The organism is Streptomyces sp. MB09-02B, from assembly GCF_033794485.1.
In the GTDB taxonomy this organism is placed as follows: domain Bacteria; phylum Actinomycetota; class Actinomycetes; order Streptomycetales; family Streptomycetaceae; genus Streptomyces.
Genome location: NZ_JARGEE010000095.1, coordinates 1 through 24,618, shown reverse-complemented (window position 1 = coordinate 24,618; position 24,618 = coordinate 1). Strand labels below are relative to the sequence as shown.

At 66.9% G+C, this 24,618-nt stretch carries 28 protein-coding genes; 23 read left to right on the top strand and 5 right to left on the bottom strand.

The window, feature by feature from the left end:
• Window positions 1-51: 51 nt before the first annotated feature.
• On the top strand, window positions 52-1,014 hold the full coding sequence (locus P1P70_RS16170) for a GlxA family transcriptional regulator (protein WP_319237763.1): 963 nt from the start codon (window positions 52-54) through the stop codon (window positions 1,012-1,014).
• A 155-nt stretch (window positions 1,015-1,169) separates the two neighbouring features.
• Window positions 1,170-2,192: a type I glyceraldehyde-3-phosphate dehydrogenase gene (gap, locus tag P1P70_RS16165; RefSeq protein WP_319237761.1), complete on the top strand. Its 1,023-nt coding sequence runs from the start codon at window positions 1,170-1,172 to the stop codon at window positions 2,190-2,192.
• A 149-nt stretch (window positions 2,193-2,341) separates the two neighbouring features.
• Here gap and P1P70_RS16160 read toward each other — a convergent pair whose 3' ends face one another.
• From P1P70_RS16160 to P1P70_RS16150, 3 genes are all read right to left on the bottom strand, one after another.
• Entirely contained in the window at window positions 2,342-3,616 is a 1,275-nt protein-coding gene (locus tag P1P70_RS16160; protein WP_319237759.1) for a M23 family metallopeptidase, read from the bottom strand.
• A 456-nt stretch (window positions 3,617-4,072) separates the two neighbouring features.
• The gene (locus P1P70_RS16155; RefSeq protein ID WP_319237757.1) at window positions 4,073-4,594 is read right to left on the bottom strand and encodes a hypothetical protein; all 522 of its coding nucleotides are present in this window, start codon (window positions 4,592-4,594) and stop codon (window positions 4,073-4,075) included.
• A gap of 96 nt (window positions 4,595-4,690) precedes the next feature.
• Window positions 4,691-5,200: a hypothetical protein gene (locus tag P1P70_RS16150; RefSeq protein ID WP_319237754.1), complete on the bottom strand. Its 510-nt coding sequence runs from the start codon at window positions 5,198-5,200 to the stop codon at window positions 4,691-4,693.
• A gap of 653 nt (window positions 5,201-5,853) precedes the next feature.
• On the opposite strand from P1P70_RS16150, the gene P1P70_RS16145 reads away from it, so the two are divergent.
• The 14 genes from P1P70_RS16145 to P1P70_RS16080 all read left to right on the top strand — a co-directional run bounded on the left by P1P70_RS16145 (window position 5,854) and on the right by P1P70_RS16080 (window position 19,510).
• Window positions 5,854-9,513, top strand: a complete 3,660-nt coding sequence (locus tag P1P70_RS16145; RefSeq protein WP_319237752.1) for an NACHT domain-containing protein — start codon at window positions 5,854-5,856, stop codon at window positions 9,511-9,513.
• A 465-nt stretch (window positions 9,514-9,978) separates the two neighbouring features.
• On the top strand, window positions 9,979-10,830 hold the full coding sequence (locus P1P70_RS16140; protein ID WP_319237750.1) for a helix-turn-helix transcriptional regulator: 852 nt from the start codon (window positions 9,979-9,981) through the stop codon (window positions 10,828-10,830).
• Between the two features lie 93 nt (window positions 10,831-10,923).
• The gene (locus P1P70_RS16135) at window positions 10,924-11,313 is read left to right on the top strand and encodes an ATP-binding protein (RefSeq protein WP_319237748.1); all 390 of its coding nucleotides are present in this window, start codon (window positions 10,924-10,926) and stop codon (window positions 11,311-11,313) included.
• A 175-nt stretch (window positions 11,314-11,488) separates the two neighbouring features.
• Window positions 11,489-12,340 carry a sigma factor-like helix-turn-helix DNA-binding protein gene (locus P1P70_RS16130; protein ID WP_319237746.1) on the top strand — a complete coding sequence of 284 codons (852 nt, stop codon included), beginning with the start codon at window positions 11,489-11,491 and terminating at the stop codon, window positions 12,338-12,340.
• Window positions 12,337-13,158, top strand: coding sequence for a protein phosphatase 2C domain-containing protein (locus P1P70_RS16125; RefSeq protein ID WP_319237743.1), 822 nt, complete (start codon window positions 12,337-12,339; stop codon window positions 13,156-13,158). Before P1P70_RS16130 ends, P1P70_RS16125 begins: the two co-directional genes overlap by 4 nt.
• 182 nt (window positions 13,159-13,340) lie before the next feature.
• Window positions 13,341-13,688: a hypothetical protein gene (locus P1P70_RS16120; RefSeq protein WP_319237741.1), complete on the top strand. Its 348-nt coding sequence runs from the start codon at window positions 13,341-13,343 to the stop codon at window positions 13,686-13,688.
• A gap of 5 nt (window positions 13,689-13,693) precedes the next feature.
• Window positions 13,694-15,064, top strand: coding sequence for an FtsK/SpoIIIE domain-containing protein (locus P1P70_RS16115; protein WP_319237738.1), 1,371 nt, complete (start codon window positions 13,694-13,696; stop codon window positions 15,062-15,064).
• An 86-nt stretch (window positions 15,065-15,150) separates the two neighbouring features.
• Window positions 15,151-15,870 carry a DUF2637 domain-containing protein gene (locus tag P1P70_RS16110; RefSeq protein ID WP_319237736.1) on the top strand — a complete coding sequence of 240 codons (720 nt, stop codon included), beginning with the start codon at window positions 15,151-15,153 and terminating at the stop codon, window positions 15,868-15,870.
• A 16-nt stretch (window positions 15,871-15,886) separates the two neighbouring features.
• Complete coding sequence (locus P1P70_RS16105; protein ID WP_319237734.1) at window positions 15,887-16,066, top strand: mobile element transfer protein; 180 nt, start codon at window positions 15,887-15,889, stop codon at window positions 16,064-16,066.
• A gap of 15 nt (window positions 16,067-16,081) precedes the next feature.
• Window positions 16,082-16,237, top strand: a complete 156-nt coding sequence (locus P1P70_RS16100; RefSeq protein WP_005476066.1) for a hypothetical protein — start codon at window positions 16,082-16,084, stop codon at window positions 16,235-16,237.
• A gap of 20 nt (window positions 16,238-16,257) precedes the next feature.
• Window positions 16,258-16,566, top strand: coding sequence for a SpdD-like protein (locus tag P1P70_RS16095; protein WP_319237733.1), 309 nt, complete (start codon window positions 16,258-16,260; stop codon window positions 16,564-16,566).
• A 106-nt stretch (window positions 16,567-16,672) separates the two neighbouring features.
• Window positions 16,673-18,022, top strand: coding sequence for a replication initiator (locus P1P70_RS16090; RefSeq protein ID WP_319237730.1), 1,350 nt, complete (start codon window positions 16,673-16,675; stop codon window positions 18,020-18,022).
• Window positions 18,015-18,248: an excisionase family DNA-binding protein gene (locus P1P70_RS16085; RefSeq protein WP_060887269.1), complete on the top strand. Its 234-nt coding sequence runs from the start codon at window positions 18,015-18,017 to the stop codon at window positions 18,246-18,248. Before P1P70_RS16090 ends, P1P70_RS16085 begins: the two co-directional genes overlap by 8 nt.
• Window positions 18,249-18,259: 11 nt before the next feature.
• Window positions 18,260-19,510, top strand: a complete 1,251-nt coding sequence (locus tag P1P70_RS16080) for a tyrosine-type recombinase/integrase (protein WP_319237726.1) — start codon at window positions 18,260-18,262, stop codon at window positions 19,508-19,510.
• Between the two features lie 277 nt (window positions 19,511-19,787).
• Here P1P70_RS16080 and P1P70_RS16075 read toward each other — a convergent pair whose 3' ends face one another.
• Together P1P70_RS16075 and P1P70_RS16070 are read right to left on the bottom strand one after the other, a co-directional pair.
• Window positions 19,788-20,594, bottom strand: a complete 807-nt coding sequence (locus tag P1P70_RS16075; RefSeq protein WP_319237724.1) for a protein phosphatase 2C domain-containing protein — start codon at window positions 20,592-20,594, stop codon at window positions 19,788-19,790.
• Between the two features lie 2 nt (window positions 20,595-20,596).
• Complete coding sequence (locus tag P1P70_RS16070) at window positions 20,597-21,442, bottom strand: sigma factor-like helix-turn-helix DNA-binding protein (protein WP_319237722.1); 846 nt, start codon at window positions 21,440-21,442, stop codon at window positions 20,597-20,599.
• Window positions 21,443-21,901: 459 nt separating this feature from the next.
• Between P1P70_RS16070 and P1P70_RS16065 the strand changes: the two genes are divergently transcribed.
• Genes P1P70_RS16065 through P1P70_RS16035 form a run of 7 tightly spaced genes read left to right on the top strand, consistent with a single transcriptional unit; the run spans window position 21,902 to window position 24,471 of the window.
• Window positions 21,902-22,171 carry a DUF6284 family protein gene (locus tag P1P70_RS16065; RefSeq protein ID WP_319237721.1) on the top strand — a complete coding sequence of 90 codons (270 nt, stop codon included), beginning with the start codon at window positions 21,902-21,904 and terminating at the stop codon, window positions 22,169-22,171.
• Complete coding sequence (locus P1P70_RS16060) at window positions 22,168-22,383, top strand: hypothetical protein (RefSeq protein ID WP_319237720.1); 216 nt, start codon at window positions 22,168-22,170, stop codon at window positions 22,381-22,383. Before P1P70_RS16065 ends, P1P70_RS16060 begins: the two co-directional genes overlap by 4 nt.
• Window positions 22,380-22,583: a hypothetical protein gene (locus P1P70_RS16055; RefSeq protein WP_319237719.1), complete on the top strand. Its 204-nt coding sequence runs from the start codon at window positions 22,380-22,382 to the stop codon at window positions 22,581-22,583. The genes P1P70_RS16060 and P1P70_RS16055 overlap by 4 nt, the downstream gene beginning before the upstream one ends.
• Entirely contained in the window at window positions 22,580-23,458 is an 879-nt protein-coding gene (locus tag P1P70_RS16050; protein WP_319237716.1) for a DUF2637 domain-containing protein, read from the top strand. The genes P1P70_RS16055 and P1P70_RS16050 overlap by 4 nt, the downstream gene beginning before the upstream one ends.
• A complete protein-coding gene (locus P1P70_RS16045) occupies window positions 23,458-23,844 on the top strand; it encodes an RRQRL motif-containing zinc-binding protein (protein WP_319237714.1) in 387 nt (128 codons plus the stop codon). The genes P1P70_RS16050 and P1P70_RS16045 overlap by 1 nt, the downstream gene beginning before the upstream one ends.
• A 1-nt stretch (window position 23,845) precedes the next feature.
• The gene (locus P1P70_RS16040; RefSeq protein WP_319237712.1) at window positions 23,846-24,163 is read left to right on the top strand and encodes a hypothetical protein; all 318 of its coding nucleotides are present in this window, start codon (window positions 23,846-23,848) and stop codon (window positions 24,161-24,163) included.
• Window positions 24,157-24,471: a hypothetical protein gene (locus P1P70_RS16035; protein ID WP_319237710.1), complete on the top strand. Its 315-nt coding sequence runs from the start codon at window positions 24,157-24,159 to the stop codon at window positions 24,469-24,471. Before P1P70_RS16040 ends, P1P70_RS16035 begins: the two co-directional genes overlap by 7 nt.
• Window positions 24,472-24,618 lie beyond the last annotated feature (147 nt).

Here is a 24,618-nt window from a genome sequence, read left to right as displayed (position 1 = left end):
CCCAGTGGTTTTTTAAAACTACCACGAGCTCACTCCTCGTACCCTGTCCCCGTGCCGCCGTCGTCCTCCCGTCTGCATCGCGTCGCCGTCCTGGTCCTCGGGGGTGCGAAACCGCTCGACGTCGGCATTCCGGCGCAGGTGTTCACGACCCGCGCGAGCATGCCGTACGAGGTGCGCGTCTGCGGGGCGACTCCCGGACTCGTGACCGGCGGCGACGGCCTGTCGTACTACGTCGCCCACGGCCTCGACGCGGTCGCGTGGGCCGACATCGTCTTCATCCCCGGGTACCGGTTCCCGGACCGTGACGAGCCGCCGAGGGCCGTCGTCGACGCGCTGATCGAAGCCCACACCCGGGGCACGCGGCTCGCCGCCATCTCGACGGGCGCCTTCGCGCTCGCCGCCACGGGCCTGCTCGACGGCAGACGCGCCACGACGCACTGGCACTACGCACGGGCGCTCGCGGCGAAGCACCCGCTCGTCCGGGTCGACGAGAACGTGCTGTTCGTCGACGAGGGCAGCGTGCTGACGTCGGCGGGCGCCGCCTCGGGCATCGACCTGTGCCTGCACATCCTGCGCGGCGACCTCGGCGTGGCCGCGTCGAACCACGCGGCCCGGCGCCTGGTCGCGGCTCCGTACCGCAGCGGCGGCCAAGCACAGTACGTGCCGCGCAGCGTGCCCGAGCCGCTCGGCGAACGGTTCGCCGCCACCCGGGAATGGGCGCTGCACCGACTCGGTGAGCCGCTCACCCTCGAGGTTCTCGCCGGGCACGCGGCGGTCTCGCCGCGTACGTTCTCGCGGCGCTTCGTCGAGGACACGGGATACACGCCGATGCAGTGGGTCATGCGCGCCCGCATCGACGTGGCCCGTGAGCTGCTGGAGCGTTCGCAGCGCGGCGTCGAGCAGATCGCCGCCGACGTGGGTCTGGGCACCGGCGCGAATCTGAGGACGCACTTCCAGCGCATCCTCGGCACCACGCCGAGCGAGTACCGGCGCACCTTCACCCAGGGCGAGTAGCCCGCCGGGCGCGCAACCTGCCGCGCCGCGCCACGTCGTGCCACGCCACGCACGCCACGTGGCGCGATCCTTTTGAACCGTGGCGATCACGCCGCTGTCCCGGCCGGGTGCCGCACGCGACGCTGGTGGCGAATCGAAGGGACAGGACACCACTCATGACTCGCATCGCGATCAACGGATTCGGCCGCATCGGACGCAACGTGCTGCGCGCACTGCTCGAACGCGACAGCGACCTCGGCGGCGACCTCGGCGGCGGCCTCGACATCGTCGCCGTCAACGACCTCACCGAGCCCGCGACCCTCGCCCGGCTGCTCGCCTACGACAGCACGGCCGGCCGTCTCGGGCGTCCGGTGACCGTAGACGGGAACACCCTCGTCGTCGACGGCCGTCGGATCACGGTGCTGGCCGAGCGCGAGCCCGCGCACCTGCCGTGGGCCGAACTCGGCGTCGACATCGTCCTGGAAGCCACCGGCCGCTTCACCTCGGCGAAGGCCGCCAGGGCCCACCTCGACGCGGGCGCGAAGAAGGTGCTCGTCAGCGCACCCTCCGACGGCGCCGACGTCACGCTCGCGTTCGGAGTCAACACCGACGCGTACGACCCGGACGTGCACACGATCGTCTCGAACGCCTCGTGCACGACCAACGCGCTCGCGCCGCTGGCCGCGGTGCTCGACGAACTCGCCGGCATCGAGCACGGCTTCATGACGACGGTGCACGCCTACACGCAGGAGCAGAACCTCCAGGACGGCCCGCACCGCGACGCCCGCCGCGCCCGCGCCGCCGCCGTCAACATCGTGCCCACCACGACGGGCGCGGCCAAGGCGATCGGCCTGGTCCTGCCGACCCTGGACGGCAAGCTGTCCGGCGACTCGATCCGGGTCCCCGTCCCGGTCGGCTCGATCGTCGAACTCAACACGACCGTCGCCCGCGACGTGACGCGCGACGAGGTGCTGGCGGCGTACCGCGCGGCGGCGGAGGGCCCGCTCGCCGGCGTCCTCGAATACTCGGACGACCCGCTCGTGTCCGCCGACATCACGGGCAACCCGGCCTCGTCGATCTTCGACTCGGCCCTCACCCGCGTCGACGGCCGCCACATCAAGGTGGTCGCCTGGTACGACAACGAGTGGGGCTTCTCGAACCGAGTGATCGACACCCTCAAGCTCCTCGCCACGGGCTGACGGCGACAGAGACGCCCAACTGCCCCACAGGTCGAAGGGCCCCACCACGAACGGTGGGGCCCTTCGCCGACATGCCCGGCGAGGGACGTCGGAACTCCGGTGAGGTACGTCAGAACCCAGCGGGGAACGTCAGAACCCAGCGAGGAACGTCAGAACTCCAGCACCTCGCGGTCGAGCGGATACCGCGCACGGTGAGGGCCGTCGTGCGGCGAGGGCGTGATCGGCAGGACACCGGTCGGCTGCAGGCCCAGGTTGTCGTCCCAGATCCGGGGCTCGACATGGCCGACGACGCGGAACTGCCGGAAGGTGAACGGCGGGCTGTCGGTCGGGAAGAACTCGGGGGTGGTCATCACCTGGAAGTGCAGGTGGGGCGTGGTCGAGTTGCCGCTGTTGCCGATCAGCCCGAGGACCTGGCCGGGTTCGACCCGGTCGCCCTCCCGGACCCTGAGCGAGCCGGGTGTCAGGTGGGCGTAGAGCAGATAGCGGCCCGGCGCGACCTCCACGGTGACGTGGTTGCCGACGGTGTCCTCGATCGGCGGGACGGGCGGCGTGACGGGTGGCGTCTGGTCCGGGAGCCCGTCCTGGACCTCCACCACCCTGCCGCCGGCCGAGGCCACGACCGGCTGACGGTAGCTCAGGTAGCTGGTGAGTTGTGCGGGGTCGCCCTCCCAGGTCTGCCCCCGCTCGCCGACCCGGTACCAGTCGATCGCGAAGCGCTGCGGCACGTAGAAGCGGCCGTTGATCGGTGCGAGTCCGCGCCGGTGGTGGGTGTTGCCGCAGCACGACTCGCTGGCGTACCAGGTGCCGGGACGGACCGGCGGGCCCAGGTTCAACGGCGGCCTGCCGGAGGTCCGGGTGGCCTGCACCGTCTCCTCGAAGGCGGAGGGGCCGGAGGGGGCCAGGACGGCACCCGCGAGATGGTGTTCGAGGACCTTGGGCACCCGCTGACCGCGGTCGAGGATCAGGTCGAGCCAGATGATCCACTGCTGGGAGCCCTGGATGACGGTCGGCGTCGGCCCCGGAGGCGCCGGGGTGTCCCCGTCCGCTCCCGGCAGCGGGTCACCCACCGGATTGGCGGCGTCGGCCAGCGCCTGCCCGCTCAGCGAGCCGACGACCCGGTGCGTGCGGGCGTCGCGGACGTCGACACGGTCGAGCCGCAACGGCGTGCTGCTGGGCAGGGAGCTGGTGGTGAGCAGTTCGTACGAGATGTGCGTCTTGCCGTCCGTGGCGACGAACGGCGTCGGTTTGGTGATCACTTCCGCCGTCAGCGGCGTGAACTGTGCGCCGGGCGCCGGGGTGGCCGCGCCGGTTCCGTGTCCTTGTCCCGCCGAGGCCACCAGCATGCCGGCCGCGAGCACGGCAGCGGCGAGCCCGCGAAGTAGCGGGCGGCGGCCGGTGCGGTTGCGAGGGTCGCGCTCTGCCATTGCGCTCTTTCGTTCGTCGGATCCGGGGCCGTGAACGACGCCGGCACGCCCCGCGCCGAGACGCAGCCCCATGTAATCCGGCGGCACACCGCTCCGGGCGGAGGGCACCGGAGTCGGGCCCCGAACTGCACCCGTCCAGCCGCACCGACCCCGACCCCTCGCCCCACGAACGTCGAAGGGCCCCACCGCGAACGGTGGGGCCCTTCGACATCGTGCCCGGTGAGGCACTGGCGGAGGATACGAGATTCGAACTCGTGAGGGGTTGCCCCCAACACGCTTTCCAACTGTGGTGGTGGGGCGGTGGCCTGCGTGCGGGGGCGTTCACCTGCGTGCATGGACGGTTGGCCATCGGTGCTGGCGCGACTCCGGGTCTCGCCTGAACGGTGGTGAACGGGGCTGAATGAGACGGAAACTGAGACGGCCGGGCAGGCTATGAGGGCTTGCAGACTCTGGAGCTCAGGCCTGTGGCTGACTACGTTCATCGTGGCTGGATGCCAGGGGCACGAACGGGAGTTCGGGGATGCCAAGTTCTTGGCGCATGGCCGCTGCTGCGGCCTGGGCGGCCTTGTAGTACGTGTGCTGTGCGGTCTGGAAGGCTCCGTCAGTGACTTGTGCGCCGTCTGCGAGAAGGTCACGCAGCGTACGGACGGTGCGGAACGCGTCGACGCCCAACTCGACTACGCGTGGCGGAGCGAGCATTGTTAGGCCGAAGCGCTGCTCGAACAGACCAGACTCGGAGAATGCCGCGCGGACTGCACGCCTGCGTTCTTCCGGCATGTCGTAGGTTGCCTCGGCGGCAAAACGCATGCCTTCGGTCGCGCGGGCCAAGTGGGCGAGGTAGGTCACGAAGGTCTCACGCAGGATGGTCTGTGCGTCGGCCTGTTGGGCGCGCTTCCAGCGGTCTCGGTCCACGACGAAGGTTGCAGCGATGCCGGCAAGCGCACCGGCTATGGCACTCAGGGGTGCGGTCCAGTCCATGAGAGGCACTGTATTGATGCCACGAGGGGCGTCTGCCGCCAGCAAGAACGGCACCCGCCGGGAGAGCCTTGGTTCTCTCGGACGTGGTCATGCGGGTCAACACCAGGCAGTGCCGTCATGACTGGCTGTGACTTCCAAGCCGTAGTCGTCGGAGTTGTCCCCGAGATCGCTGGGGAACCACACAGCGAGGTGGGCGGTGGTGCCTGCGATGGGCTTCTCGAAGCAGAGCGCTGAGGTGTCGACCGCGAGGCTGCCGGGTGCCGGAGACGGTGAAGGGTTGGTGCCTTTGAGCCGCCAACCGTCCTCCGCGGCGGCCTGGCGGTAGAAAGTCAGCACGCTGGCCCGGGATGTCGTGAGTCGGTAGTACTGCCCGGCGTAGGCGAATCCGTCATCCTCGTCGCATCCGGAGTATCGCTCGTTCTCGGGCTGCGTCTGGCTCGGGTGCGTGTCGAGGATGGAGGAGGATGCCAGTGTTGGGGCGAGCTCTTCGTCAGCCTTGGTACAACCGTAGAGCCCGCCTGACAGAGCCCATACTCCCGTCGCCGCGATGATGGCTATGCCGCCCGCGCCGACGAGAACCAGTGTGGCCGCTGCCTTCAGCTTCATGGCGCGGAGCGTAGCGCAGTGGATCTGGAAGACGGGGCGTGCAACGGCCCAAGGCCACCAGTAACGCCCCCGCGCCGTGAAGAACAGGCAACTCAGGGGCTCACAGCTGTGGACCTACTTCTTCTTGCCCTGGGTCTTGCCGGGGATCTTAGTGAGCTGGGTTTTTGCTGGTCAGAGCAGTGGTCATACGCGGTCGGATGGTCGTCATTGGTCGTTGTTGGCCACTGCCGAGCGGCCTCGGACGGCCCAGAGACGGCCCAGACACTAGCCCTTCGGTCCATCCGATGGCCTAGGAAGTGATGGGCAAGTCCCGTGCTTGAGACCGTAGTTCCGTCAAGCGACTGTGAACCGCGTTGCGGCGGTTGTGGTCGAGGTTCAGCGGGAGGCCGAGTCGAGAGATGAGCTGTGACTCCCAGGTCCCACGGTTCGCTCTGCTCGATCCGGCACACCCACGCTTGGTCCGCCATCCAGTGGCTCAGCGGTGGCTTCGCCGGCCTTGTCGAGGGTCATCCGCTTGCCGCAACCGACCACGGTCCCGACGACCGGACTCTCGCGGTGGAAGCACTGAATGTGTCAATTACGTACGCGAGATGACGTCGTGTCGGTACTCTACGGACACTTGTGCCGGAGCGTCTGAGAGTCGAGGTTTGCGGATGCCTCCTGAGATCATCACTGCTGCTGCTGGCCTCCTTGGCAGGATTGCTGCCGAGCCTGCCAAGGCAGCGGCTATGCGCCGGGCCGCAGTCATTAACGCACTGAAGAAACTACACCTTGACCCGAATCAGCCACCCAAGGACTTCGACAGTCTCTACGCCTACGCTCTAGTTGAAGAGCTTTACGGACGTCCTCGCGCCGCCCTACGCATTTTTCAAGACCAGTATGTGCAGCGCTCTTTCGCTCGATCCTTTGAGACAAATGACTGGTCACATGTTCAGAAAGAGATTGAGCTGGCAGTCGAACGTAATCGCGAAACTGCCGAGTTTGGTCATCTCGGGGTAGATGTAGCAGAGACGCTGGAGCGTTTCACGGAAAAGTTCCAAGAACTCGTTGATCGTAGCCGCAATGCCCATCACACACGGGTAGAGAACAAGATCGACACTTTGCTTGATGAGGTACGGCGAACACGTAGCGCAGAAGAAGCTCACCGTCTCGTTGAAGAGCCAGCACGCGCAGCCGTGAGTCCTGCCGAACGGCTTAGTGCCGATGCGCAAGCATGGTTCGTTGCCGTTGGTTACCGAGTTGAACGTACCTGGAAATCCAGCGATGACACCTCAGCACTGATTGTGAGCGTGCCAACGCGCCGACCGGGGCGCTTTGATCGTGTAGTTGTGCTCTGCGTCGATGGCGAGCTGGGTCTCTATCACCTTGAACTGCTGGAACGTATCACGGTCGAAGAGGATGGCGCCGAAGGCTGGGGCGTTGCGCAACTGCGAATCAGTGAGGCTGCCCGACGGAAGGCTGCGGAGTCAGAAGATAAGTTTTCGTGCTTCTCCTTTGACGAGCTAATCGATTTGGAAGTGGATTTCGAGCCGTACATCGAATGGCTTCAGAATGAAACAAAGAGCCGAAAGATCGACACGCGATATATTCCATTGTCTTGCCAAAAGGAAGAGGTCGATCCGGCTACCGGCGAGCCACTCGACATCAGTAGCTACCACTGGCAGGAAGGTGGCCTCGATAGGTACGTTGAGACTTGGCTTACAGACCCAGCAAAGAAGCACCTTTCACTGCTGGGCGAATTCGGGATGGGCAAGTCGTGGTTCTGTCTCCACTTCGCCAGTAAGTTGGCGGAGGCTTGGAGGGACGCCAAGGAGCGCGGGCTCCCCCGTCCTAGAGTGCCGCTAGTAGTACCCCTGCGTGATTACGCAAAGCAGACTTCGGTGGCTGCCTTGCTCTCTGAATTCTTCTTCAATAAACATAAGATTGGACTGCGAAGCTACGACGTCTTTAGCGTCCTGAATCGCATGGGGCGACTTCTGCTGATTTTCGACGGATTCGACGAGATGGCCTCACGGATAGATCGCAATACCATGGTGGGAAATTTCTGGGAGCTAGCCAAAGCTGTAGAGCCTGGAGCTAAGGTGCTGTTGAGTAGCAGAACCGAACATTTCCCTGAGGCGAAAGAGGCTCGCGACCTTTTCGAAGCAAGGGTTGCAGCATCTCCTTCCGTAATTCCGACCGATGGCCCCACGTTCGAGATCGTGGAACTAGTTCCGTTCGATGATACGCAGATCGAAGGGATGCTCGGACATCTCCTTGGTCAGGATAAGAACAAAATTAAGTCAGTGTTGGCGAATGAGCATGTGCGGGACCTTATGCGAAGGCCTGTCATGTCCGAGCTGGTTATCGACGCCTTGCCTGAGATCGAGAGCGGGGCCCCGGTAAATCTCACTCACATTTACCTTTACGCGATCCAGCGCAAGATGGATAGAGATGTCACATCTCAGCGGACTTTCACATCAAGAGCCGACAAGCTTCTATTTCTCAGCGAAGTTTCTTGGGAAATGCTGAGGACTAATCGACTTACCCTAAACTATCGAGACTTTCCCGATAGATTGCGCGCTTGCTTTGGTTCAGTCGTGGAGAACAGAAAGGATCTTGACTACTGGGAGCAGGATATGCGAAACCAGGGCATGCTGGTGCGCAATGCTGAAGGAGATTATGGCCCCTCCCATAAATCTCTGCTCGAATTTCTCACCGCTTACAAATATGCAGCTGAGCTCGGACTGCTGAGCGGCGACTTCTTGGGCATCATTCCTCAATCCGGTAACTCTAACGCTGAATCATTTTCATGGTCGGCGTATTTCGATGCTCGGCGAGCGAATGGATCCCTCCCCGCTATTGAATTCATTCATGCGGAATCCCCGGAGAAACTCTGCGAAAGTTTCGGGGTAGACGATTTCAACCCGGTAGTTTACGACTTCCTGGCTGCCATGACGCGTGAGCACCCAGAGTTTGACCAGGTCCTAATCGGTCACATTAAGTCGACGCGAGATCTTGCCAACCCTGAATCCCTCGGTGGTAACTGCGCTAACCTTCTTGGTCTTGCCCAGGGAACTCTGGAAGGCGCTGATCTGCGAGGCGTAGACTTGACTGGATTCCGGAACCCTGACATGTCGCAACCACGCATGTCGCTCATCGGTGCAAATCTCCAGGGTGCCATGCTGAACAGCGTGAACCTGGGGGAAATCGACAAGCTGGATGCTGACTTCACTTCCGCCAGATTGAGGAAGAGCCGGTTCCTGGATAGTGCTTGCCGACCCCTCGTAGGGAACATCCATCCAAACGGAATGGTTGGCGCTCTTGTGATTGAATCCTCTAATGACGTGGAGGAGCGCAAAATTTTCCTCTGGCGAGACGGTGATCTCACCTCGCCACGGGAAGAAATCCAGCTTGGACAGGTTGATACCGGAGTGTCCTATTCCTGGCTACGGGGTGCTCGGTACTTCCTAGGCGCCACCGCCGACTGGTGGGGATACAGTGATGGGACTGACTCCTACATCGTTTCGTCTGATACGGGGGCGATTCTGGATCGTGTGGCTGGATGTGCGACAAGGGCTATTACTTGGGAAGGTAAAGAGGCCCTGGTGTGTCAAGACGAGGAGTCAAGGGCAGGCTTCGGCTGGAAGATCGTTGATCTTGGGACGCACGAGATTATCGCTGTGATCGACGACGTTGAAGTTCAAGACGCAACCCACTTCACATATTTCGACTACGACTCTGGCCTCCAGGTGTGGGCTAAGTCCTCCCATGAAACTAAGATTTTTCAGTTCACTCCTGGTCAATCAGAGTGGAATGATATTGGCGTTCTCCCGGTCGGCAAAGATGACTCGGTTTCGCGGCTTCCCCACGTCGCCCAAGTAATGCATGATGGCCAATCGGTCTATATGGCGGACCGCTTCGGGAGAATTGTTGCTTTCGAGAAGAGTCAAGTCGAACCAGCCATGGCCGATCTTTCCCAAAGTGAGCGTGTTGCACTCTCGCGCGAAGATAAAGTGGTCATCATTTCCGGTACGCAACGCATTTCCGTTTGGGATGTTAAACCAGGGGGATGGGAAAAGCGATGGGCCACTGAACTTGGTGGGAAAATCTGGAATTCTCGAGAGGCTACAGATCATTCTCGCCTGCTCGTAACGTGTACCTCCGGCGAACTGCTCATCTATTCGCTTCAGTCTGGGGAACTTATCTCTGCCACATCGTTTAATCCACATTTGAAGGGTGCGAGATTCTCCAATAGTTCCGACCTGCGCGCTGAAGAGCTCAGTTCAGCCCGTCGAGCTGGTGCTGTGGTAGACGGCGCGGATAGCACCTGACTCAGTTGGCATGAAGCGGAACACCAGGTGGGATGGCTACGTCATCAGGTCGGCGGAGCGGCTTTGGGGTGGCGCTGCTTTGGCGCGAGTGATCATGGCCCCGTAAGCTTCCGGCGCGTCGGGCAGGTGGTGGACCTGCCCGGTAAAGCACGACGTTGGGGCCATGATCTTCGAGGCTCGCGCCAAAGTGGCTCCGTAAAGCCGTGGAGCCGACCGCCCCAGCCACGACGTACCCCTTCTACTGCAAGCGGCTGATTGCTGTGAGCGCGGCACGGGCGCCGGCCGGGCTGGAGCGGGGCGGAGACAGGAGCGCAGGCCCGGCCGGGGGCCGGGCCGCGCGCGGGGAGCGGAGCGAGCCGCCTTGAACCAGTAGAGAAAGTTTGAATCACACGCCACTGAGGCCCTGTTGATCTTGGTCGCGCTCCTGTGCTGGATGCCGAGCCTCCGTGGTGTAGAACCCTGGGTATGGGGAGTGAGCGGCGGGAGCGGATGAGTGCGCTTGGGGCGCGTCTTCGTGCTCTGCGGGCGGGTGCCGGTCTGACGGGTGCTGTTCTGGCGCAGCGAGCCGGTGTTGGGCAGCCCACCGTGTCCAAGGTCGAGACCGGGCGGATGGTCCCCAGCTCCGATGTTCTCAACAGGCTTTCTCGTGCGCTCGGTCTCGATGAGGCGACCTCGGGTGAGGTGCGGGAGCTCCTGGCCGCTGTGGAGGCGGCGGTTGATGCGGCTCCGGAGCCCGAAGCGAGTGCGCTCCCCGGTCTCGCACTGGACGATGCGATCCGCGGGGCCCGGCTGGTGAGGTCGTTTCAGTGTGTGGTCCTGCCGGCCATGCTGCAGAGTGCCGAGTACGCCCGTCATGTCTTCGCGAGTGCCCCCGATGCTGAGCCTGAGGTCGTTGGCCGGGCTGTAGCTGCTCGCGTGGAGCGGCAGAGCGTCTTGTACGAGCCCGGACGTGAGTCGGTGTTCGTCGTCACCGAGGGAGTGTTGAGGACCTGGCCGGGCACCCCGTCGCTCATGCTCGCCCAGCTTGACCGTCTGCTCGCTGTCGAGAGCCTGACCACCGTGCGGCTCGGAGTGATCCCGTGGGGTCGGCCGGTGCCGGTCATGCCTCGGCATGGCTTCACCCTGTGCGACCGGAGTGCGGTCGTGGTGGAGGCGTTCCGGGATGAGCGGGTCTCGCGCGACGGGGAGGAAGTCGCCTCGTACGAGGAAGTGTTCGGTTCCTTCGAGGGTGCCGCTGTCTTCGGTGCTGAGGTGCGGGAACTGCTGTTGCGGGTGATGAAGGAGTTTCGCGACCTGGCGGACACCGTCACTCCATAGAGGAATAATTCCTCTAGATGCCTTGGTTGGTGGTGGACTCGGGGAATACTCTGCCCTCTGTGCTGTCTAGCCCTCTAGACAAGGAGTCTTCCCATGTTCACCAAGTGGTGCCGTGCCTTCCCCGGGCTGCCGGATCAGGTGGCCGAAGCCCGTCACTTCGTCGCCGCCCTACTGCAAGAGCGGAGTGTTGCCGATGACGCGGTCCTGGTCGTGAGTGAGCTTGCGACCAATGCCGTCCGGCACACGCTCAGCGGCTCGGTCGGGGGCTGGTTCCTCGTGGTCGTCGCCTTCCGGGCGGACTGCGTGCGGCTCGAAGTCGTGGACCAAGGCGGCAAATCTGTCCCCCGGATGTGCGATGCGGCCAGTCAGGACGTCGGTGGTCGCGGCCTGGTCCTTGTCTCGGCCTGCGCAAAGGGCTGGGGCGTGAAGGACGTGCCGAGTGGGCGCACGGTGTGGGCCGACCTGGTCCGGGATGGCGTGTGATGGCAGTTGGTGCGGCTCTCGCTGTCCGCTGCTGCGCCGGTGGTGGCGGGTGAGTCCTCGGGGTGTGCCTCGGCGTAGATCCGGCTTCTACGTGATTGGCGCTTGCTCAGGCCGCCTGCTTCCGCCTTTTCTGTCTAGGGGCCTAGACTTCGGTGGAGGTCTAGGAGGTGAAGGCATGTCGGACGAGTTGCAGCGGATCATGTCGATTGATGATCCGTACCTGCTCCTGCGTGAGGTCACGACCCGGTTGGCAGACGCTCAGCAGGAAGTGACAGAGCTGGCGCGGCTTCGCCGACGCGTGGTTCAGGACCTTCATGCGCAAGGGCTCTCGTATGCGCAGATCGCCGAGAAGGCTGGGCTGAGCCGGGGGCGTATCCACCAGATCCGCCACACCGGTCCGGCGCCCGAAGGTGCCTTCTTCGGTTCGGGCGTCGTCACGGTGGTCACTCCGCTTCGGTCGGACGACGTGAAGAAGCGCACGGTCGTCGCCATGGACGACATGAACTCCGGCAAGCGTCTCGAAGAGCTGGCGAAGTCGTACAGCCTCGATGTCGCCTCCGGCAACGTGCTCGTGAGCGGTGAAGTCAATCTCAACCGCAACGGCCTGGTCGTCGTCTGCGGGCCGGGTATGTCCGAGGACATGCGCGACCTGTACGCCCAGGACCCGGTTCTGAGCTGGCAGCACGCGGAAGGCGAGCCTTGGACGCTGCTCGACCGGCGCACCGGCACCGTTCACCGGTCAGGGATGGACGGTGATCCGTCTCGTCCGCACGACGTGGGATACCTCGGCCGGCTGTCCCGCCCGGACGGCAAGGGGTCCGTGCTCGCCATTGCCGGTATTCACACCCAAGGCTCTCTTGGGGTGGTCCAGTTGCTTGCCTCGGACCTCAATGCCCTGTGGGGGCAGGTGGGAGAGCGCCGCTTCTCCACACTGGTGGGTGTCGAGTACGACCCTGAGACCAGCGAGCCTCAGTCCGTCGAACTGCTCTGCCCGCTCTACCTGCACGACGAGGGAGCCGAAGCGTGAGAGTCGCCCTCGGCTCTCTGCCCGCCGCCCCCGGTCTGGACAACGAAGACTTCGCAGCTGCCGCACCTGGTGCCGCCGTTCTCCTCGACGGTGCCGGGGTGGCAGGGGCGGAGACGGGGTGTGTGCACGGGGTCGCCTGGTTTTCCGGGACCCTTGGGGCACTTCTGCTGCGCGAGATCACCGCTCACCCGGACCGAACGCTCGCTGACTGCCTGGCCAACTCGATCGGGGAGGTTCGCTCCCTGCACGGCGACCGCTGCGACCTGACGTATCGCGCCAGCCCGACCAGTACGGTCGTCGCGGCCCGGCTCGGTGACGCAGAGCTGGAGTACCTCGTACTTGGTGACTCGTCGCTGCTCCTCGCCGAACGCGACAGGGCTACGTCGGTAGTGACGGATCGGCGATTGGACGAGGTCGGCAAGCGACTCCGGGGCCCGGTCGACCAGTTGCCCACCGGGTCGCCGGAACACGCTACTGCGCTCGCCGAGTACAGGGACGCCCTGACAGGACTGCGTAACCGGCCGGGCGGTTTCTGGATCGCCGGCCCCGATCCACGTGCCGCCGAGCATGCCGCGACCGGGTCCGTGCCACTCGACTCCCTCACCTCGGTAACACTGCTGAGCGACGGCGCCACCCGACTCGTCGACCGCTTCGAACTCGCCGACTGGGAAAAGCTGCTGAGCGTGCTCAACTCCTGTGGCCCAGATGAGCTGATCCGCCTGGTGCGGGAAGCGGAGAGCGGAGACCCTGACGGTCGCCGATGGCCGCGCGGCAAAGCACAGGACGACGCGACCGCCCTTCACTGGGTGCTGTCGTAGGGCTGACCCGGTCGCCGTAACCGACTTCTCGTATACCCCCCTAGACAGTAGATGGGTCGTCGGTTTACTGTTGGCGTCAACCCCCCTAGACAGTTCGGTGGGGCCTGCCTCCTGCTGTCTAGGGGGGTATCCAATCCGGATCGGCGCCGAGATCGGCGCCGCCAACCTGTGAGGTTCGAAGAATGCGTGTCATCCCCGTGGACACTTCCGCCGCGACGCTGCTCGTCACCAAGCTGCCCGAGGTCAAGGTGAAGGACCGTCAGACCGGTGAGGTCGCCGTGGACCCGGTGACCAACGCTCGGCTCATGGTGGTCGAGCTGGTGTTCATCGCGGCGGGTGGTTCCGACATGGTCAAGGTGACCGTGCCTGAGCCGGGCATCGGTGAGGGCCTGGTGATGGGAGCCCCCGTCGTACTGTCCGGCCTGGTGGCCCGGCCCTGGGAGAGCGAGTTCGGTGGCCGTACCCGGCACGGCATCGCCTACCGGGCGGACGCCGTCATGGTCAACGCTCCGGCCCCGGTGCAGGGCTGATCACCATGACCGATGCCGTATGGACTCTGCTTCTGGTGCTGCTGACGCTGGCCGCGTTGCTGGTCATGCGTCGGCGGACGCCGGTCCTGTTCTGGTGGCTCGTCGGGTACCCGGTCATCGCCCTGCGCGTGCTCACCACCTACAGGGCGACCATGGACGCCTGTGGCCTGACGGTTCCGGCTTCGGCCGTCCGTCGGGCCACGGCCCGGATGATCGGGCGGGAAGCGGCCCCGGTACCGCCCTGGCGGTCGCTGCCTCGCCCGACCGGGTCCGGGCTCGTGATGCGACTGCGCATGGCGGCCGGGCAGGCACCCGAGGACTTCACCGCCTCGGCCGACCGGCTACGGCACGCCTGGGGCGCCCACGCCGTGCACATCCGCCCCACCAAGCCGGGACGGCTCGAACTGCGCCTGATCGGCTGGGACGTGCTCTCCGACGTACGCCCCGCCCGCCGCTGGCGGGGGAGCGGACCGCTCACTCTCCCGATGGCACTGCGCGAAGACGGTCACTGGCACGTACGGGACTTCCGCACCGTGCCGCACGAACTGATCCTCGGCGCCACGCAGTCCGGCAAGTCCGTGTACCTGCGCAACCTGCTGTGCGGCCTCGCCCGGCAACCCGTCGCCCTCGTCGGTATCGACTGCAAATGGGGCGTCGAACTGGCGCCGTTCGCGCCCCGCCTGTCCGCCCTCGCCGACACCTCGGACCGTGCCAACGACGTCCTTGACGCCCTGCTGGAGGAGATGGAGGCGCGGTTCCGCCTCATCGGGCTGTCGAGCGTGGCCGGGCCGGACGCCGTGCTCACCTCCGACGTGTGGGGGCTGCCGGAGGAGGTGCGGCCGGTGCCGGTAGTGGTCGTCGTCGACGAGGTCGCGGAACTCTTCCTCGCCGCGAGCCGCGACGACGAGAAGCGACGCGACGCCATGGTCACCAAGCTCATCCGCCTCGCCCAGCTCGGCCGCGCGGCCGGCATCTACCTGGAGGTCTGCGGGCAGCGCTTCGGCTCCGAACTCGGCAAGGGCGCCACCATGCTCCGGGCCCAGCTCACCGGCCGTGTCTGCCACCGCGTCAACGACGAGACCTCCGCCAACATGGCGCTCGCCGACATCGCTCCCGAAGCGGCGTTGGCCGCCACGTCCATCCCGGCCGAACGGCCCGGCGTCGCGGTCGTCGGCGACTCCTCCGGCGGCTGGTGCCGCGTCCGCTCGCCCCACCTCACCCTCGACGAAGCGGCGGCCATCTGCCGCGACACCTCGGCCTTGGTCCCGGACCTGCCCCGGCTCGCCTCGTTCCGGCCCGCCCTCGCCGCGACGCCGGTCGAGTCGGCCCCGGCCGCCGCACCCGCCGCGCCCACCACGCGCCCGGTCACCGAGTAGCCACCCCCCCTCCCACGGTCGGCGTGACCACCTCACGCCAAGGTCCCTACCCCTCCCATGCCGAAAACAGGAAGGAAGACGAGCCGATGCGCGCCCAACTCGCCCGCCTGGACGCCGTGATCATCCAAGCCGTCATCGCGGGCGCCCTGTCCTTCTCCCACCTCCACGACCTCGCCGAAGCGGCCGGACAGGGTGGCTGGAAGGCATGGGCCTACCCCATCAGCGTCGATCTGCTCCTAGTCGCCGCCTGGCGCCGGATGCGCGAAGAACAGCGGGCCGGACACCCGTCCGGGGGCCCACGGCTGTGGTTCCTCGTCGCCCTGGCCGCATCCCTCGGCGCCAACGTCGCCACCGCCGGACTCCTCGACCTGGACCACGTACCCGCCTGGCTCCGCGTCGTGGTCGCGGGCTGGCCGGCCGTCGCCTTCTTCGGCGGCACGCTCCTCGCCCACGCACCCCACCACCAGGAAGCACCAGAGGTCCAGGCCCCGTCGACGACCGGCCCGCACGACGAACCGCGCACCGCCTCCGTCACCGTAGACATGTCCGACCGGGACGCGCTCCCGGCACCGCCCACTGACCCCGACCCCATCCCTGAGCCCGCCGCCACTGAACCGGTGACCGATCTCGTCCCGGCCCCGGCGCCCGTTCCCGCCGTCGCGCTCCCTCCCGCGCTCGTCGACCGTGTCCGGGCCCTGGCCGACGAACACCACTCGGCCACCGGCCACCCGGCCGACCCCGACGCCGTACGCGCCCGGCTCGGCCTGCCTCCGTCCATGACCGCGTCCGTCGCCGCCCACCTCTGAGAAAGGGACTCAAGCCATGCACCGGCGCTTCCGCAACGTCCGCCGTATCGGCCCCGTGAACGTCGCCTCGTACCTCGAACGCGGCAAGAACCGCCACCTCGCCGCCTGCACCGCGCCCCGCTGCGACTTCTCCGCTGAGTACGACTCCCGCGCCGCCGCCGAACTCGCCGCCCGCACCCACCGCTGCCCGGCCTGACAGGAGACCACCCCCATGGACGTTCCGCTCTGGCTCGCCCTGCTCTGCGTCGGGGTCCTCGGCGTCAAGCTCATCCGCCCGCCCTGGTGGCTCATCACCGTGCTGCTCCTCGGCGGCTACCTCATCGCCGACAGCCTCCTCGCCCCCGTCATCAACTCCCTCGTCAAGTAACCGCGAAAGGAGAACCGCTCATGCTCCGACCGAAGATCCCGACCATGCCTCAGCCGACCGGCCTGGTCACCCCGCCCGCCGTCATCGAGCCGACCGCCGTCACCCCGTCCGCCCCGACTCCGCAACCGGCACCCGCCACCACTCAGGCGTCGTCCCGCCCGGCCGTCCAGCTCACCCCCGGCACCGCACTCGCCCTCGTCGGCGGCGGCACCGCCGTGGTCCTGGTCGTCGGCGCCGTCCTCGTCTCCATGCTCCTCGCCGTCGCCGTCACGGCCACCTCGACCGCTGTCTGCGCCGTCGTCATCCGCTCCCTCCTCACCCGCCGCTGACCCAACGGCTTCACCCATGCCCACGCCTGCCCACACTGTCTAGCCCCCTGGACGGCGTGGGCGGTGGGCGCCTACACCCCGAACCCCTGGCAGGAGGAACCCGCACATGCACCCCCCGGCTCCCCTCGGAGCCATCCGCCAACTGACCTCCCTCGCCCGACACGGCGACCTCGGCGCCTACGCCCGCCAGATCCAGCGCCTCGGCGGCTGCGAACAACCCGTACGGATGGAGGGCCACCGGCTCGACGTCCACGCCGCGTCCGGCGAGATCGTCCGGGAGATCACCGACACGGACCTCCCGGCCGGACAACTCCTCATCCGCTGCAACAACCGCCGGGCCACCCGCTGCGCGACCTGCGCCGAGATCTACCGCAAAGACACCTTCCACCTCGTCACCGCCGGACTCAGCGGCGGCAAAGGCATCGGCCCGGCCGTCGCCGAACACCCCCGCGTCTTCGCCACCTTCACCGCCCCCTCCTTCGGCCCCGTCCACAACCGCCCCGGCGGCGGCCGATGTCGTTGCGGCCGACTGCACCCCGACGACGACCCCGCCCTCGGCACACCTCTGGACCCAGACCGTTACGACTACCGCGCCGCCGTCCTCTGGAACGCCCACGCGGGCGCCCTCTGGGCCCGCTTCACCACCTACCTGCGCCAGCAACTCGCCTCCCGCGCGGGCCTCACCCGCACAGAACTCCGCGACTCGCTCAAGGTCTCGTACGCCAAGGTTGCCGAGTACCAGCGGCGCGGCGCAGTCCACTTCCACGCCGTCATCCGCCTCGACGGCCCCGAGGGCGCCGAAGACACCCCACCCTCCTGGGCGACGACCGAACTCCTCACCGACTCCATCCGCACAGCGGCCGGCCTCGCCGAGACCCCCGGCCCGGTCCTCGACGGACACGCCCACACCTTCCGCTTCGGCGTGCAACTCGACATCCGCCCGATCCACTCAGCCGACTTCAAGGGCACCTCGGACCTGACCAGCCGTGCCGTGGCGGCCTACATCGCCAAGTACGCCACCAAGGGCGCCGAGACGGCTACAGGCACCCTCGATCGCCCGATCCGCAACCCCATCACCGACCTCATCGGCGCCGAAGTCACCGACCACGCCCGACAGTTGATCCTCACCTGCTGGCACCTCGGCGACCGCCCGGAACTCGAAGACCTACGCCTGCGCAAGTGGGCCCACATGCTCGGCTTCCGCGGCCACTTCTCCACCAAATCCCGCGCCTACTCCGTCACCCTCGGCGCCCTCCGCCAGGAACGCGCCGACCACAACGAAGCCCTCACCCGCGAACGCGCCGCCGAAGCAGGCCATCCGCTACCCGACCCCGACACCGTGCTCGTCCTCTCGCACTGGCGCTTCGCCGGAACGGGCCTCACGGCCGCAGAGACCTGGTTCGCCACCTCACGCCAACCCGCCCCCGAGACACAAGGAGAAGCGACTCATGGCTGAGCCCCGCCTCACCCTGGCCACGACGGAGCCCAACGACTCCTCCCTGGTCCTCCTGACCGTCGAGGAAGCGGCTCGGCGGCTCCGCATCGGCCGTACGACGTGCTTCCGGCTCGTGCTTGCCGGAGAGATCGAGTCCGTCATGGTCGGGCGGCTCCGCAGAGTCCCCACGGACGCCGTACCCGCCTACGTGGCCAAGCTGCGCCACCGACCCGCCGAAGCGGCCTGAGGGGGGACGACATGGCAGAGAACAAGCGCACACGGCAGCCGAACGGGGCCTCGTCCATCTACCTCGGCAAGGATGGCAAGTGGCACGGACGAGTGACGGTCGGCGTCCGTGATGACGGCAAGCCCGACCGCCGTCACATCGAACGGAAGACCAAGGCCGAAGTCACCAAGGCGGTCCGCGAGATGGAGCGGGCGCGGGACGACAAGAAGCTCAGGAAGCCGGGGCAGAGCTGGACGCTGCAAGCCTGGCTTGAGCACTGGGTGGAGAACATCGCCAAGCCGTACGTCTCCGAGAACACGTACGACGGGTACGAGGTCGACGTACGTGTTCACCTCGTGCCCGGCCTGGGCGCCCATAAGCTCGCCAAGCTGGAGCCCGAGCACCTGGAGCGTTTTTACCGGAAGATGCAGGAGTCCGGGAGCTCCGCCGGCACCGCCCACCACGCTCACCGGACGATCCGGGTCGCCCTCGGTGAGGCCGTCCGACGTGGGCACGTCGCCACGAATGCCGCCGAGATCGCCAAGGCTCCGCGCCTCGAAGAGGAGGACATCGAGCCGTACACGATCGAAGAGGTTCAGAGCCTCCTCGTCGAGGCGGCCAAGCTCCGCAACAGCGCGCGTTGGGTCGTCGCCCTGGCGCTCGGCCTCCGCCAGGGCGAGGCGCTGGGCTTGCACTGGGAAGACGTCGATCTCGTCGCGGGGTACGTCCGTATCCGCAAGAACCGGTTGCGTCCCAAGTACGCGCACGGGTGCGGCGCCGATCAGTGCGGACGGAAGGCGGGCTACTGCCCCAAGAAGGTGCAGACCCGCCGTGAGCACAAGTCCACCAAGTCGCGCGCGGGACGGCGCACCATCGGCCTGCCCGATCCGCTGATCAAGATTCTTCGTCAGCACCATGAGACGCAGGAGCGGGAAAGGGTGGCGGCCGGAGCCGATTGGGAGGGCAAGGGGTACGTCTTCGCCTCGCCGGTCGGCGGACCCCTGAGCCCCAACACCGACTTCCACGTCTGGAAGCGGCTCTTGCGGGACGCTGGCGTACGGGACGGCCGTCTCCATGACGCTCGCCACACCGCCGCGACCGTCCTCCTGATCCTCGGCGTCCCAGACGTCGTGATCGACTCGATCATGGGGTGGGAGCCTGGGGGAGCGGCCCGGATGCGCGCCCGGTACATGCATGTGACGGGGACCATGCTCCGCAAGGTCGCGCAGCAAGTCGGCGATGCTCTCTGGGAGCTCCCGGAAACGGACGCAGAGACGAACTGAGACGGAAACTGAGACGGACAACGTCGAAGGGCCCCACCGTGAACGGTGGGGCCCTTCGACATCGTGCCCGGTGAGGCACTGGCGGAGGATACGAGATTCGAACTCGTGAGGGGTTGCCCCCAACACGCTTTCTAACTGTCCGCGTGGCAGTCCGGGGGCGTTCGCAGGGGTTCATGTGGCAGGTCAGAGCGGGTGGGCGTACTGCGGTGAACGGTGGCGGCCGTCGACGCACTGGACAAAGACCAGGACAACGGGCGGCCTCACTGACCAGCGGCTTTCACCACTGGCAGAAGACAACGGAAGCATCGTCGCCGGACTTGTAGCGGGGCCACCGTCGCCCGGTCGGGTCGGTTGCCTCCACCTTTCGGACGTTTGCGATCAGCTCTTGTGGTCCGCCGCCGCGAAGCGTCGTGAAGACTTCCGACCAGGTGGCCATGCCGTACTCCGTGACCAGGCGCGACACCCCGTCGGAGAGAACGACGGCGGCGTGTACGTCCTCGGTGGGGGTGCTGCCGACAACGGCGTGTGCTGCCGCTTCCGTGCTGGAAGCAGCGACCCAATAGCCGGTGGGAGTGTTCCGGGTCTGCCGCTGCTCGGTGACGAGTCGGCGGAGCGCTTCCCGGTGCTCCGCCGTATTCGTCTCGTACCGCTCGACTTCCGCCCGTAGGTCGGGAAGTACGTCGTCCACTCGCAAGTCCGTGAGCACCGTGAAGTCGTCGGCCCCTTCGAGCACGATGGGCGAGTCCGCCAAGACCAGGTGGTCAAGGAACCCCTGTCGCTCCCGGAGAATCGCCACCGTGGCCGACGGCGTTCCGGGGTTGTCGAGATCGCATTCGGGATGCAGCGCCGCCACCCGTTCGAGGGCACCCGCCAAACCGGTTGTCAGCGAGGTGCCCGGGTCTGCCAGTCCGGCGACTAGCTGACTGCCGAGATGCGCCACGTACCAGGGCACGCCGTGGCGGCATCCGGTGTCCAGGCCCGCCGTGCTGAGTCCGTCCAGCACGACGGCGAGAGTCGGTGTGCCGGCCGCCCAATCCTCGTTGGGGGCCGCTCCACCGGGTTGGGTGTCGATCGCGACGCGCATGCTCAGCCTTCGTGTCGGTACAGCGGGGTGACGCGTCGACTCTCCAGCACTTCGAGCGTCTTCGGGTCGTAACGGCACGAAATCAGGGTGGAGAACCGGCGCGTCCGCACCTCTCGGTAAAGCTCTGCCAGATTGTTCTCCAGGAAGTGAACGACTCCGTTCGCGCCGATGGCGTGGATACCGGCGATGTAGAGGAACGTCCCCTTCCCGTCGAGACGGGGGAGTCGTCCCAAGTAGCCGACGTCCCCGGCCGATCCGTCTTCATCCTGCGGTGACCGGTACTCCTTTCCGGCCGCCTGGTCGACTAGGTGCCACGCGCTGTCTTTGGCAAACCGAAGGTTGTCGTCGCCTTCGAGTACCTGCGCCACGATCGGGGAGAGCCGGGGGCCGCAGATGACGACGTGGTTGTCCCGGTTGAGGTTGACGATCCCGGTCGGTGGGATCACCTCGTACTGAGCCTCTAGCTTCATGCCGCTCAGCAACTTCCGAAGGTGCTCGAAGTTGTTGAGATCTTCCCGGGTGACTACCTCGCTGGGGTGCTGGTCGGGTCCCTTACCCGCTTCGTACTTGCCGCCGAGCGACACGGTGACCAGGTCCGTGCCGAAAAACGCCCGCTCTGGCGGAGGGCCAGAAGAGGCAAGCTGGCCGACCCGCCCCCGACTGACACCCAATCGCTTCGCGATTTCTGCCTGCGTCAGGCCGGATGCCTGCGCCTCGTTGATCGCTTCCCGTCGGATGCGTCCCAGCTCGTTCACGCGGCTTTGATACCGCGCGATCAGGTCGTTTGCCGTTTTGGCGCGGTCGACGGGGTCCGTGATCCCTGTGACCGCCTCCGTGTCGTCGTGCACGATTCTCCAATCGTTGCCTAGGGGGGCTACCGAACTCTATCGCTAGAGGGGGTTGCACGCAGCTAGGAGTTTGCCTACCGTACCTATCAAGCGAGACGGCAACCCCCCCTAAGCAGCTTGGGAGGGAAGCCGGTTCTAGTGGCTTGACCTGCACAAAAGCGCCCGGAGGAAAGCCCCCCAGGGGGTGAGTACGAAGGAAGCGTCGGCTCTTTGACAACTGAATGGGGATCACGCCGCCTCTCCTCGGCCAAGTAGGCGGCTACGCGGACTTCCGCGTGAGGTACAGCGCGATTCGACCTTTCCGCAGCGCGCCTGCTGCGGCCGGTTGCCTCCGCTGCACGTCTCGTACGTGCAGCGCTGAGGGGAGCCGGATGTTCCGACTTCAACGGCGCGCGGCCCCGGTGCGGGAACACCGGAGCCGCTGTTCGGGCCGTTCCTGTGTGAGAGGACTGCGACCCTATGAGCACCATCGTCACTGTTCAGGACGCTGTTACCGCGTTCGCCGACTTCATGGAGCCGACGAACGCCGAGCTGGACGCGATCGAGCAGGAGATTCCCGCGATCCTCGCGGAGGTCGACCTGCTCGACGCGCAGATCATCGCGCTCCACCACGAGCCGAACGAGGTCGACGCCAAGCGGTTGCGCCGGGCGTTCGGCAAGGTGCTGCACGAGCGCCGGGTACTGGCCAACCGCACCGCCACCGACCACACGGCGGGCGGTGCCGCATGAGCCGGGCCCTGATGTACGCGCTCGTCCTCCCGCTGTTCGCGGCGGAGGTCTTCGCTCAGTTCGTCGCCCACGACCAGCAGTGGACGACCGTGTTCGCGGTCCTCGCCCTGGGCGTGCTCGCGGTCCGCTGCCTGCTCGGCCCGCAGACCGACGACGAGACGTGCCCGCCCGGCTGCCCCAAGTGCCGCGAGTCGAGGGGGGAGGACCAGTGAGCGCCAACCCGTCGCCGCAGGGGTTCGCCCTGCTGCTGATCGTGCTGGGTGGGCTGGTCATGCTGACCGCCACCGTCGGCTCGGCCGTCACGCACGAGCATGTGTGGAAGGTCGTGGTGGCGGCCGGCGGCATTGTTCAGGTCGCCGGATGGCTGCGGCACGGCCGTCGTCTGCGTCGCCTGCGGGGCGGTGCGCGATGAACCTCAACCGCAAGGGCAAGACAGCGCTGGTTCTGGCGCTGGTCGTCGTGGTCGGTATGGCGTTCCGGGTGTCGTGGAACGCGCTGCGGGACGTGGCGCGTGCGATCGGCGCGGATGCCACGGCCGCGACGCTGTACCCGTTCGTGGTCGACGGTCTGATGGCGCTCGCGCTGGTTGCGGCGCTGGTGCTGGTCGACGACGACCGCAAGTTCGCGCTGCGGGTGCTGGGGACCTACACCCTCGCGTCGCTGGTGCTCAACTACGTGCATGGTCTCGTGCCGCAGTTGCACGGCGCGTCGGTCGACTGGGGCCGTCTGGCCGACTGGGACCCGGCGAACTACGCGCTGGTGCTGCTGGCGACGTCGCTTCCGGTCGGGTCGATCTACTTCGGTTCCGACCTGGTCGCCAAGGTGCTGCACCATCGTCCCGCCCCGATTCCCACCCCGACCGCGAATGCGGAGGAATCTACCGAGACCACAATGAAACGGTCTATGGCTGACCTGCGGGAATCGACCTCCACGCCGATCACTGCGACGGTCGTGCGGGTGCCCGATCCGGTCGCGGTCGACTTCACGAAGTCGACGCTCCCCCTCAAGCCGGTCGTGCGGCCGATCGAGCCGGTCAAGCCGCACGCGGTCGCGGCCGACTCGCCCCGCCCTCGTCGGGCGACCGGCCGACTTCCCGACGTGGCCCGGCCCAAGGTGCCCCGTCGCACGGCGGCTCAACTCCTGGCCGCAGCGCGGACGGCGACGGAGGATTGGCCGGACACCAAAGTGACCGCCGAAGGCATCCGCCGGGAGCTGCGCACGTCCCCGGCGAACGCGCGGACGCTGCGGGACACGCTGCTCGCTGAGCGCACCGGCAAGGCTGCCTGATGGTGGCCCGTGCCGCGTTCTTCGACCCGACCGGCGACCGCTACGGCATCCCGACCTACCCGTGGCGGTGCGCGCCGGACGGCTACGCCACCCGCCGTGGACTGCGCGCCCTCGGTCTGCGTCCGGGCGGACAGCCGATAGCGGCTCAGGTCATGCGCGGGCGGCACCGCCGCCCGCCGCTGGTCGCCTACCTCTACCGGGTCGACCTCGCCCTTCCGGTGCGGCCGATGACGTCGCGCAAGTGGGGCGCGCTCGCGCTGGCGATGCTCGCCCGCCGCACCTGCCCCGTCTGCCGGATCACCTACAGCTACTGCATCCCCACGTCGCTCGGCACCTGCGTGCCGTGCGCCTACCCCGGCCCGTACGGGTCGCAAAGGAGCCTCTGACATGGGCAACTCCGACATCCGCCGACTTGACCGCGAGATCGAGCGGACCGCGAAGAAGCTGGAAGCGGTCCGCCGGGGTGAGTGGTGGCCGCTGACCAGCCGTGAACGGCTGTCGATGACCCGCGCCATGGCGAGCGGCGCCCGCAGCGTCCACAAGGGCCGCAGCACGACCGGCGCCGAGGACCGCATGGACTCCATCGGCTCCGCCGCCGAGACGCGCCTGAACGCGGAGCTGATGGCGCTGCACGGGGAGCGTCAGCGGCTCATCACCGAGGCCGCCCGCGCCAAGGCCGCCAAGAAGAAGTCGGGTTGGTGGTGAGCGTGGACGACCGTTGCCCCGCCGCTCACCCCGAAGACCCCACGCCGTGCGTCGGCGCGGTCGCGGTGACCGTGCTGGACGCCGTGGGCGCCGGGGCCGACGGATGCGAGCATCACGCCGCCCGTCTGCTGGCTTCCCTCGACCGGGGCCGCGTCTACGCCCTGCCCACCGCCCCGGCCGGTGCGGCCATCCGCGTGTTCAAGGCCGCCGCCGGCATCCGCCCCTTCTGCTGGTTCGACGGCCCCCGCACCCGGCCGTCCCAGCTCAGCGAGATCGAGAACCGCGCCCGCCACGGCCATCGACCGTGAGCCCGCCCCGCCCGCGCGAGTCCGCCGGGCGGGGCCCGTGACCGCTTCCCCGTTTCTTCCGCCCCGCCACCGGGGCAGTCAGGAGTGCTCCCGTCATGGGTGACACCGTCGTCCACCTGCACAAGAACACCGACCCCACCCCGCTCC